The following is a 10,937-nucleotide window of genomic DNA, read 5'->3' as shown; positions in this document are numbered from 1 at the left end:
CGGCGGCGGTGACGGCGGCGTTGGTTCAAGCGGTGGAGGCGGCGAAGCCGGCCGCGGCGGAGAAGGGCAAGGCAACGCCTTTGGCGGATCAGGCGGCCGCCGCACTCTGTCGAACCGCGTCAGGACTGCTGACGAGGTCGCAGACCGCATCTCAGGTTTCCGGGATCTTTGCGGCCTTGTCGGCCCCTATCTCATCGATTGCCTGGCCGAGCGTTTCGAGACCTTGGCTAAGGAAATGGCCAGGCTGCCCGGTCATGCGCCAGTGCGCCAGATCCTGCTGGACACGGCAAAGGATCTCCGGCAGATCGCCCGGGAAAACCGTGACCCTGCCAGGCCGCGCGGCAAGGCCCGGACCCTTAACGGCACTCAGAAATCCCGCAGGCCGGTTGTTGCCGTCGCCCCGGAACGCAAGGCCACGGCAACGGCCCAGGCGCTTGCGGTGCTGGAAAACGCTCAAACCAAACTGTTGCGGTCAGCCGAAAACTCGCCCGCACGCTCTATCGTGCAATTTCAGCGCATTGCCGCAGCAATCGATTCCAGCAAGGTTCTGCTGAGATCGGCATAACCCTGCCGCCCAGGCCTTAAAGCAGCCCGTCGGCCAGCCATTGATCCAGCTGGCGGCGGCTGATTTCGAAATGCATGCTGTCCTCGCGCCTGAACCCGGCGCCCCAGACCCAGCCCTGATCATAGAAGAAATCCGCCATGATGGTGAGCCCCAGCTGGGTCTTGCCATCGGTGAAATTGTCCAGCTTGCCATCAATGTTCAAATCAACCGCCAGCCCGTAGCTGTGGGTGGAGAGCGAATTGGTGGTGCCGCGGATCCGGCGCACACAAAGCGCCCCGGCCGTGTTGATCCGGGCATAGAGGTCAGGATCGGCCTGGCGGATGTTCTCAAACACCACTTTCAGGCTCTCGATTGCCGGGCGCAGCATGCTGACCCGGATCGGCCCGACCTGTTCGGTCACCAGCTTCTCCTTGAGGTTCTCATTGGTCATCGGCTGGCAGGTATCATTCAGATCCTCGCGCGGCCGGCCCAGTTTCTCGGTCAGATACTTGCCGCCGGTCACCCGCAGCCCGCGGTTCACATTCAGCCGGTCGGCAATCAGCACAACTTGGGCATAGTCCAGATTAGCGCCGCCGGTCTGGTTCCAGATTGCGGCCTCGCCGGCCGCGTCATCAGTGAAAGGGCCGCCCGCGCCTGCCCCTCCGGCGGGCAGGCTGGCTACTTCATTCTGCAAATCCGTCATCCGGGCCTGCAGGTCCTCAACCTGCTGGCGCAGGATCTCAATTTCGATCCGCGCGGTCGAATCCACCCCGCCGGCGCCCTGGTAATCTTCCTCGCTCAGCAGCCAGCTGAGCCCGAACCAGACAGCCGGGGCCAGCACCAGGCCAATGGCGACAATGACAGCTGGTAGAACCCGCATGAAACCTCCCCTGCGCAGTGCGTCCATTTCAATGCTTACCCGCGCAGCAGTAAACCCCCTGATTACAACTTGCCGGAAACTCCTTGTTTTTTTCCGACGCTTGACTGCGGCCGCCATTGGCAGGCTGCGGGGGCTGGTATAGACTGGCAGTCATGTTGCAACGGTAGGGGAGGGCGCCGAGCATGATCCGCCTGAAAGGAATTTTCACAAGTGTTCTGGGTGCAGGCCTGATTTTCGCTCCGCTGGCGCACGCGCAGTCAAATAGCGGCGAACTGTCGGTCGAAGAAATCACCGAAGCCTTCAAAAAACAAAAGACACGCGGCCTGGTGATTGTGCCAAGCAGCGCAACCGCAGCCGAGGATCCGGCCGAGGAAACCGCAACCGTGGCGGCCGCCGCGGCCGAATACACGCCGGTTGCCCAGCAGGCGCAGATCAACATCCAGATCTCCTTTGATTTCGACAGCGCTGCATTGCGTGCCGATCAGGAGCCCAAGCTGGCCAATATGTGCGCCTCGATGAAAGCGCTGGACGGCACCGTGTTCCAGATTATCGGCCATACCGACAGCTCCGGCTCGGCGGCCTATAACGAGCGCCTGTCGCTGTTGCGCGCACAGGAAGTGCGCCGCCACCTGATCAGCTCCTGCGGCGTGCGCGAGGATATGCTCAAGGCGATCGGCATGGGCGAAACCGCGCCGTACAATCAGAACAACACCCGCGCCGATGAAAACCGCCGCGTCGAATTCCAGGCTCTGGGCTAAGCCCGGCCCGGAACCGCGCCGGATGACAGTCTGCAAGACGAAGGCCCGCACAGTGACAGGCCAGGGAGAACTACATGCTTGAATCGCGCCCTGGCGACCTGTTTCAGCCGGGTGACCTGCTCAACAACACCTACAGGATCGAATGCCTGCTGGGCCGTGGCGGCACCTCCGATGTGTACAAGGCCCGCTCGGAGATTTCCGGCAACCTGGTGGCTCTGAAGGTGTTGAAACAGGAACTCGCCGCCAACGAGGATTTCACCGTCCTGATGGCACGCGAGGAGAATATCCGCGAGATCCGCCATGCCGCGGTGGTGCGCTATTCCGAGAACCACCGCACGCCGGACGGCCATATCTACTTGCTGATGGACTATGTCGACGGCCCCGGCCTCGACAAGCGCTTGAAACAAGGGCCGATGGCGGCCGAGGACCTGCTGGTGATCTGCCGCCGGGTGGCCCAAGGCCTGCAGGCAGCCCATGCCCGCAACATTGTGCACCGCGACCTCAGCCCCGACAACATCATTCTGCGCGGCGGCGATCCGGCCGAGGCGGTGATCATCGATTTCGGCATCGCCAAGGACACCAACCCAGGCGCGCAAACCATTGTCGGCAATGAATTTGCCGGCAAATACTCCTATGCCGCGCCCGAACAGATGAGCGGCGACACCGATGCCCGCTCCGACATCTATTCGCTGGGCGCGCTGCTCTTGGCTAATTTCCGCGGCGCGGCGCCCAAGCTCGGTGCCAACCCGATGGAAGTGGTTGAAAACAAGCAGAAACCCCTGGATACCGATGGCTTGCCAGAACCGCTGAAGACTCTGATTGAGCGGATGTGCGCACCGGATCCAAACGACCGTTTCCAAAGCGCCAGCGAAGTGCTGGCGTTTCTGGACGCACCCGATGACGGTCTGAGCGGCGGCAGCCTGGCCGATGTGCTGGACGCCCCGGCTGAAGATGCCACCATCATCGTACCGCAGACCAGCAAGCCGCCGGCACCGCCGCCTCCCTCTCCGAAACCGGCTCCCAAGCCGACCGCAGAGACGAAAGGCGGCCACGGCGGCCTGTGGGCCGCGCTGGCAGTTCTTCTGCTCCTTGGCGGCGGCGGCGCAGGCGCCTATTTCACCGGCATGCTCGACAGCTTCATCGGGCCCAGCTACCCGGAAGCGCGCCCGTTCTCTCTGATCGCCGAAAAACCTGCCGGCGGGCCGGTGCAAATTGTCGGCAATGTTCCGTCCGAAACCACAAGAGATGCGCTGCTGGCCTTGTCTCAGGACGCGGACCTGACCCTGGCCAGCGGTGCGATTGCCGAAACCTGGGGCACCGATGTTCTGGAAACCGTGCAACCGCTTGAGGGCCTGCGCGAATGGCGCCTGGTGATCAGCAACAACAAAGCCCGCCTGACCGGTACAACCGACGACACCAATGTCGCCGAAATGCTGAACGAGATGTTCCGCAATGGCCTGCCCGGCGCACTGGAAGGCAAGGCCGAGATCCGTTTCGAGCTTCCGATGCTGCCGGTGGCCGAGGTCAAGTCAATCATGGAGACCTTCGCCGATTGCGGGCCGCTGGTGCGCGACGGCAATGGCCACTACGACGGCTATGCACCCAGCGACCCGATCCTGATCAGCGGCCGGGTGGCCAGCACATCGACCCGGCTGCAGCTGTTCGACGCGCTGCGGGCGCTGGCGCATGAACGCCAGGTGGTGCTGGACGTGGAGGTTTTGAACGACTCGCTCTGCGTGGTGGAGCAGCACCTGCCCAAAGCGCCGTCCGGAGGTGCTGAAGTTGAATTCGCCGTCGGCGGCACCACCGTGGAACCGAACCCCTCGGGCCGTTTCTTTGTCGGTGAAAACCCGGTCATAGACGTGGTGCTGCCCAATGACGTGACAGACGGATACCTGACGGTGTCAATCCTGGACGTGTCCGGCAATGTTTTCCATCTGCTGCCCAATATCTCGCGTTCGGACAATGCAGTTGCCACCTTGCGCAGCGGCGCATCCGGCACGGTACCGGTACGGGTAGCTTACAGCCTGGAGGAATCCGCCGACAATGGCGGCATCGCTTTCAAGGTGGACGACAGCACTTTGGGCAAGAGCAAGGTTGTGGTGCTGCACTCCTCCGAACCGCTGTTTGACGGCATGCGCCCGACTTCGGAAAGCGCAGTTGGTTTTGCCGAGGCGCTGCAGGCCAGCTACGAGGCCGATTCCAGCCGCATCCGCTCTCTGGACAGCCGCATCCTGGTCACCGCCAAGCCCTGACCGTTAAATCGGAACTTTGCAAAAACCCGGCTCGGAAAGCATGTGTTTTCCGGGTCGTTTTTTGCGCCGGAAAACGGCGCCCTACATCACGTCAACCACGACAACCGTGATGTTGTCTGCCCCGCCGCCGGTCAACGCGATCTGAATCAGCCGGTCACCAACGGTCTCCAGCGGGGTGCTGCCCAGCACGTCCTCGAGAATCTGGAAGGTGGCGTATTTGGTCAGCCCGTCCGAGCAGATCAGAAACCGGTCGCCCGGTTCGGTGCCGCCGCGGACCTTGTCAATCTCCAGCTCCTCTCCCACCCCCACTGCACGGGTGATGGCGTTGGATTGAGGATGCTGGTCGGCCTCGTCCCAGGTCATCTTGCCAGCCAGGACATACTCCGCCACCGCCGAGTGATCCTCGGTCACCATTTCGATATGGCCGTCCCGCAACCGGTAAATCCGGCTGTCTCCGGCCCAAAGACCGACAAAATGCTGGTTCGCCATGATCAGCGCCGCCACGGTCGAGCCGATGGTGCCGCCGCCGCGGGCCTCTGCCTCCGCGCGGATTGCCTTATGCGCGTTCTGGATCGCGTCGCGCAGCGCATGCATCCGCGCAGCCGGGTCCAGCCCCAGCGGGATCATTGCCACCGCATCGGCAATCAGCCGGCTGGCGAAATCGCCCGCCGCATGGCCGCCCATGCCATCGGCCACCAGCCAGATGTCATGCTCCGGCAGCGCAAGCACCGCATCCTCGTTGACCTTGCGCTTCAGCCCCACATGGGTCTGCGCGGTATAGCGGTATTTGCGCAGCGGGTTCATCATAGCGGCCGTGCCTCGCTCCAGACCGGCGCGCCCAGATCAAACAATCCCAAAGCGCCACCGCCCTGCGGCAAGCCAGGGCAAGCCATCATCCGCGGCACCCCGTCCAGCACCGCCGTCCACAGGCTGCAGCCGGACAGCCGCGCCTCCAGCAGCTCGCCCGCCAGCGCAGGCGGCAAGGCCTCGGCCCCCTGTGCGCCGGTCAGAACCAAAGCCGAACCGGCCGCCCGCAAGGGTGCCACCGCCCGCATATCCGGCACCGGAATACCCGCAAGCGCTTCTGCCAGTCCGTCCTTGGTCATCGTGTCCTCCAGTGCATCCAGCGCCACATCCTCCAGCCGTTCAAACAGCGCGCCCTCGCTCAGGTGATCCAAAGCTGCAGGCCCGGGCGTCGGCAGGGCCGCCATCAGCGTCAGCGGAAACCGCCGCCCCACCCGGTCGACCGAGGGCATCATCACCCCCATCACCTTGCCCGCACCGGCCAGGCCCGCAGGCAGAGTGAACCGCCAGATCGGCGCCGACATGTAATGTGCGTCAAAGCCCGGACCAAAGGCCCCCTGCCCCTCCAGCATAACTTGCTGCAGCCACGCATCCCAAACCCGCACAAACCCGCCCGGAGGGCTCAGCCGGAAGAAATCCCCAACTGAGGGCATCTTACCGAATGCGCCGAAGCCAGCCATCACATCGACTTCGGGCAGCTGAATTTCGCCATCGCTGGCAGGGCAAACGGATTGATGACCGACCCGGACTGCAGTTCGAACAGCGCCAGCCGCCCGCCAACGCGGAAATTCACCCGGCGCCGGTCCGAGACATTGGTGCGGCGCACTTCAGCCGCATCCAGCAGCCGGAACCAGGCCCAGGGCCCGTCCCGCGACATCACGTTCTCGGCGTCCCGCTTCTTGGGCAAAAGGGTGATCCGCGCCAGCCCGACCGAGCCCGGCCAGGTCACCGCCACCGGAGATGGCGCGCCAGAGCGGTGGTTATAGGCCACCTTGGTGCCGTCAATCTCCAGCAGCACCTCCTTGGCCTTGGGGTCCAGCGCGTTGACGGTGATCTGGAAATTCACCGCGGGCTGGGCGCCGCTGGCAAAAAACGCCTCCTTGATTTCCGCTGCATATTGCATCTGCTGCAGCACCGCCTGGCTGATGCCCAGTTCCACGTCGTTGACGCGCTTCCAGGTCCAGGGGCGGCTGCGGGTGTCGACATACTTCAGCAGCTGATCATTGAAGAACCCGTCGATCATGCCGCCCGGCGCAAACAGCTTGGAAAAATCCGCCATTGCCACATCGGCCCGGGCCGCACGGTTGAACGGGTAGCGGTTGCTGAGCGCCTGCTCGCAGAACGGCAGAACGGTGGACTGCCAGCGCGCGTTGATCGAGGCCCGGGTGCCTTCCGAGGTAATCCCCGAAGAGCCCGCCGAGATTTGCGTCGCCCAGCGGGGCAGCGGCCCGCCCATACGGCTGGCGGTCTGCTGGAACTGCAGCAGCGCCTGGCCGCTTTGCCCGCCCGAAGCCACGCCCGAGAAGGACATCTTGTTCAGCTCCTGATAGACCAGCTGCAGCTGCCCCATCAGGTCATCCAGCTGCGAAGGCTGGCCTTCGGGCCGGTTCACCAGGTTGTACAGCCATTCAAACCGCTCCTGCACATAGGCCCCCGGCGGCTTGGCCGCCTGGCCCGGCGCATTGGTGGCCGAGCCGACCAGCGCTTCCAGCAGGATCTGCCCCTGGATCGACAGGTTGGAGCGCGCCTCAATCGCGGCGACGTTCTGGGCACCGGCAGCAAGCGTACCCGCATCCAGCACCGATTTATCCTCGTTCAGCCGGGTCTCGTTGCTGACCTCGGTGAGGATGTTGACGATGGGCGAGGTCGGCCCTGACAGCACATTGGTGACCTCCACCGCATGGGACAGCGACTCTAGCGGGATGATGTCGATATCGCCCAGCATCTGGTCATAACGGCTGATGAAATCGTTGTAATAGAGGTCCAGAACGTCACGGCTGAGTTTCAGCAGCGCAGCTTCGTTCTGCGTCGCCTCGCTTTGCTCGCCCAGCACCCAGGCCTCGCGGTGGACCCGCTCGGCGACGCTGACCGCTTCGGGCAGGAACACATTGTGGAAGCCGTCAAAGGTGAAGATGCCTTCGATGCCATCGTTCAGCGGCTTGCCCGAGCTTCTCACCAGCACCCGTTTCACAGACGGCCCGCCCACATCCGTAATTCGCCACTTCGGCAGGCTGGTGGCATTTTGCGAATTCAGGATGCCGTTATAGACCCGCTGCGCCAGCGGCATTTCCGACAAGAGGTTCTGTGCCTGGGCAATCAGCGGGCCGTTGAGCGCAATCTCTTCCATCGGCTGCGACAGCAGTGCGGTCAGATGATCCATCAGGTCGGCGCGCAGCTGGTTGCGAGCGATGCCAGGATAGGCGATCCGCTCCCAGTCCAGCCGCATCCATTCCTTGACCAGATCTTGATTCATCGGCCCCTGCAGGCCCAGCATCAGGTAGATCTTCAGCGACTCATACAGCGCATCGGGGTTGTTGATATTGCCCTCGATCTGCTGCTCCAGCCGCACCAGCAGCCGCGGCAGCAGGCGCTGGTTCAGCGCCGCTCGGTAGGTCTGGGCGGCCTGGGTGCCGATCACCTCGCCCTGATACAGACCATAAGTCATAGCCCGGTCCGGATCGGGGTCGGACAGCACCGGGTTGCCTGGCATGTCGCGCAGATTGTTCAGCGCAGCCGCCACTGGCACCAGGTCGGTATCGCCAATCGGGCTCGGCGGCAGTTGCGCCGCAGCAACCTGATAGCTGGAGACCTGACCCTCCGCCGTCGCAATCAGATCGGTGTTCTTGAGATAAGACCGCACCCAAAGCGCCCCCATCCCAATCGCCACCAGAATGGTTGCAGTAATGGCAATCCGCCGGGTCCAGCGGTAGCGGCGCTCCACCTTGTCGTCGGCCGAAACCAGCCCGGCCTCGGGGAACATCACCCCTTCGAACAGCCGGGTCAGGAAGAACGACCGGCCGGTGCCCTGGCCGGTGCCAATCGCCTGCCGCCCGATGCCGAAGGTCTGCGCCATGCCCAGCATCAGCCGGTCGATCGGCGTGCCTTCCTGGGTTCCGGAGGTAAAATAGATCCCCCGCAGCATCTGCCGCTGCTCATAACGGTTGTCCTGGAACACCTCCATCAGGAAGTCCCGCGCTACCCCGCGCATCGAAGCCACCTGCGCCGGGAAACCGGCAATCAGCGCCCGGCGCTGATGATCGGTCTCTGTCTGCATCTTCTCCAAGAGCTGGGCGTTGATCTGGCCCAGAAGCAGCCCGAATTCCTCATCAAACCCGGCGATTGGCGGCTGTTCCTTCTTGCCCTTGGGCAAAGGCAGCGTGAAGCCCCAGACCTGTTCGCGGTCTTCCTTGCCAAGACTGTCATGGAACTCCTGGAAGCCAGCAATCAGGTCTGCCTTGGTGAACAGCACATAGACCGGAAAACGCACCCCCAGCTTCTCACGCAGCTCGGCCAGACGGCGGCGCACCGCGGCGGCGTGGCTTTTCTGGGTGATTTCATCCTGCAAAGACAGATCCGAAAGCGAAATCGCGATCAGCGCACCATTGATCGGCTGCCGCTTGCGGTATTTCTTGAGCAGGCCCAGGAACCCCAGCCAGGCCGCATTATCCGCCTCGGCGTCGCTTTCCTGGGTAGTATAGCGCCCCGCCGTATCGATCAGCACCGCGTCATTGGTGAACCACCAATCACAATTGCGGGTGCCGCCAACGCCGCCAATCGCGGCCTTGCCCAGCTTCTCGGCCAGCGGGAACTGCAGGCCGGAGTTCACAATCGCTGTGGTTTTCCCTGCACCCGGCGGGCCGATCATGATGTACCAGGGCAGATCGTTCAGATGCCGCCGCCCGCCCTTGGACTTGCGCAGCTCCTTCATTGCATCCTTGAATTTGCCGCGCAGCTCGCCGATTTCCTCGGACAGCACATCATCTTCCGAGGTGTCGACGGCCTCAGCCATCTCCTCGGTCATCTCCTTGTCCTTGCGGCGGCGGCGCCAGAAGATCAGGCCGATGATCAGGAAATACAGAAAGAAGATCACCCCGATGGTGATCACCCGCGACATCACAGAGTCAAACGGACGCCAGTCCTCGCTGCCGATGAACGGTGCAAAGAACCACACACAGGCCGACAGTGCCGCTGCCAGGATCAGCAGAACGGTATAGATCGACCGGAACAAGGGGAAGATATAACGGCGGATCATCCTTCAACCTCCTGAACCAGAAGGATTTCAATCCTGCGGTTCTTGGCCCGGCCTGCGCGGGTGCTGTTATCTGCAATCGGTTCCTTGTCAGCGCGGCCTTCGGCCGACAGCCGGTCCGGATCCGTCATCACCTTGGCCATGCCGGCCATCACCGATTTCGCACGCGCCAGCGACAGCGCCATATTCGACGGGAAGCGCGACGAGCGGATCGGGATATTGTCCGAATGCCCTGCCACGATAATCTTGCCCTTTTCATCATTCAGCGCCTCGGCCACCCGGTTCACCGGCGAGCGGAACGCCTTGCTCAGCTGATCGGAACCCGAGCCGAACATGCCCGAGCCGGTCAGCCGGATGATCAGCGTATTGCCCTTCTGGAAGACCTGCACGATGCCTTCCTTGATTTCCGGCTCCAGGAAACCCGAAACCTTGGCAACCTGTTCCTCGGTCGTCGGTGCAGGCGGCGGCGGCGGCGGCGGCGGTGCGCGCCGTTCCAGCTCCACCTTGGGGCCGGAGTCAACAATCGTCAGCTGCCCCACCACATTCTCGGTCTGGTTCGACAGCAGCCAGCTGAGGCCGAGGAACTGCAGCGCAAGAATGACGCAAGTCGCGGCCATGGTGATCCACACCAGCCGCCAGACCGACAGCGCCTTGAACGGCTTCACCAGGCCTTCCCAATGCGGCGACAGATCACGCTCCACCGGCCCGCGCTGGTTGCGGATGATCCGGGCCAGCGCACCGCGGATCTGCAGGTGCTTCTCGGAACCGCCTTGCTCGACCCTCAAACGGCCCTCGAACCCCAAGGATAGGCACATATAGAGGAACTCGAGCATGTCGATATTGTTGCCAGGCTCCTTCTCAAGCCGTGCCAGCAGGTCATAGAAACGGTCGCCGCCGACCACCTCGCGGTGGAAGGTCGCCACCATCGACTGCAGCCCCCACGACGACTGCCCGCCCCAGGGCGTGTTCAGCACGACATCGTCCAGCGTCGCGCACAGCGCATAGCGCGCGATTTTCACCGTTTGCGCGGCAATCCCCGCCTGCAGCGCACGGTTCTCAAACGCGCGCACCTCGGCCACCACGCTTTTGCGCAAGGCGTCCGGATCCATATGCTGCGCCCGGTTGCGGATGCGCGAGATCAGCGCAAACAGGGTCGAAGCGCAAGCCGTCAGCTGATTCATCCCCGTCAGCGCCATCTTCGGCGCCTTCGGCCCGCCCGCCGCGGCCTGCGGCTTCGGCGCTGCCGCCTGCGGCACGCCATAGGCATCCAGCCCCGGCTCCTGCGGCGCAACGGGTTCCTCGGCCACCGGCTGGGCGGTTGGCTGCTGCGGCTGTTCCACCTGCGGAGTGGCCGTGCGCCGCCCGCCCGGGTTCGGCTTGATCACCGTCTTGTCGGTATCCCCAGGTTCGGCAAAGGGATCGTCATAATCAGCCATTTCAACGCCTT

General features: G+C 63.4%; 7 protein-coding genes and 1 pseudogene. 3 read left to right on the top strand and 5 right to left on the bottom strand.

What is annotated here, in order from left to right:
- Positions 1-565: pseudogene (locus tag RA19_RS27255) on the top strand (hypothetical protein); the annotation flags it as partial.
- Between the two features lie 16 nt (positions 566-581).
- Here RA19_RS27255 and RA19_RS21365 read toward each other — a convergent pair.
- Positions 582-1,424, bottom strand: a complete 843-nt coding sequence (locus RA19_RS21365; RefSeq protein ID WP_039166731.1) for a M15 family metallopeptidase — start codon at positions 1,422-1,424, stop codon at positions 582-584.
- Between the two features lie 182 nt (positions 1,425-1,606).
- Between RA19_RS21365 and RA19_RS21360 the strand changes: the two genes are divergently transcribed.
- Entirely contained in the window at positions 1,607-2,182 is a 576-nt protein-coding gene (locus RA19_RS21360) for an OmpA family protein (protein ID WP_039166727.1), read from the top strand.
- Between the two features lie 74 nt (positions 2,183-2,256).
- Positions 2,257-4,437, top strand: coding sequence for a serine/threonine protein kinase (locus tag RA19_RS21355; protein WP_039166723.1), 2,181 nt, complete (start codon positions 2,257-2,259; stop codon positions 4,435-4,437).
- An 81-nt stretch (positions 4,438-4,518) separates the two neighbouring features.
- On the opposite strand, the gene RA19_RS21350 is transcribed toward RA19_RS21355, so the two are convergent.
- From RA19_RS21350 to tssL, 4 genes are read right to left on the bottom strand one after another with little or no spacing between them, the layout of a single operon-like run.
- Positions 4,519-5,241: a PP2C family protein-serine/threonine phosphatase gene (locus tag RA19_RS21350; protein ID WP_052261981.1), complete on the bottom strand. Its 723-nt coding sequence runs from the start codon at positions 5,239-5,241 to the stop codon at positions 4,519-4,521.
- Complete coding sequence (gene tagF / locus RA19_RS21345; protein ID WP_039166721.1) at positions 5,241-5,921, bottom strand: type VI secretion system-associated protein TagF; 681 nt, start codon at positions 5,919-5,921, stop codon at positions 5,241-5,243. Before tagF ends, RA19_RS21350 begins: the two co-directional genes overlap by 1 nt.
- A complete protein-coding gene (tssM, locus tag RA19_RS21340) occupies positions 5,921-9,493 on the bottom strand; it encodes a type VI secretion system membrane subunit TssM (protein ID WP_039166719.1) in 3,573 nt (1,190 codons plus the stop codon). The genes tagF and tssM overlap by 1 nt, the downstream gene beginning before the upstream one ends.
- On the bottom strand, positions 9,490-10,926 hold the full coding sequence (tssL, locus tag RA19_RS21335; RefSeq protein WP_039166717.1) for a type VI secretion system protein TssL, long form: 1,437 nt from the start codon (positions 10,924-10,926) through the stop codon (positions 9,490-9,492). Before tssL ends, tssM begins: the two co-directional genes overlap by 4 nt.
- Positions 10,927-10,937: the final 11 nt, after the last annotated feature.

The sequence above is a fragment of the Leisingera sp. ANG-M1 genome (assembly GCF_000813745.1).
Lineage (GTDB): Bacteria > Pseudomonadota > Alphaproteobacteria > Rhodobacterales > Rhodobacteraceae > Leisingera.
The sequence above is the reverse complement of the archived record's forward strand: the minus strand, read 5'-3'. Positions and strand labels throughout refer to the sequence as shown.

Coding starts and splice junctions, on each gene's coding strand:
- tssL (WP_039166717.1), bottom strand. CDS start 10,926: ATGGCTGATTATGACGATCCCTTTGCCGAACCTGGGGATACCGACAAG.
- tssM (WP_039166719.1), bottom strand. CDS start 9,493: ATGATCCGCCGTTATATCTTCCCCTTGTTCCGGTCGATCTATACCGTT.
- RA19_RS21365 (WP_039166731.1), bottom strand. CDS start 1,424: ATGCGGGTTCTACCAGCTGTCATTGTCGCCATTGGCCTGGTGCTGGCC.
- RA19_RS21350 (WP_052261981.1), bottom strand. CDS start 5,241: ATGAACCCGCTGCGCAAATACCGCTATACCGCGCAGACCCATGTGGGG.
- tagF (WP_039166721.1), bottom strand. CDS start 5,921: ATGGCTGGCTTCGGCGCATTCGGTAAGATGCCCTCAGTTGGGGATTTC.
- RA19_RS21355 (WP_039166723.1), top strand. CDS start 2,257: ATGCTTGAATCGCGCCCTGGCGACCTGTTTCAGCCGGGTGACCTGCTC.
- RA19_RS21360 (WP_039166727.1), top strand. CDS start 1,607: ATGATCCGCCTGAAAGGAATTTTCACAAGTGTTCTGGGTGCAGGCCTG.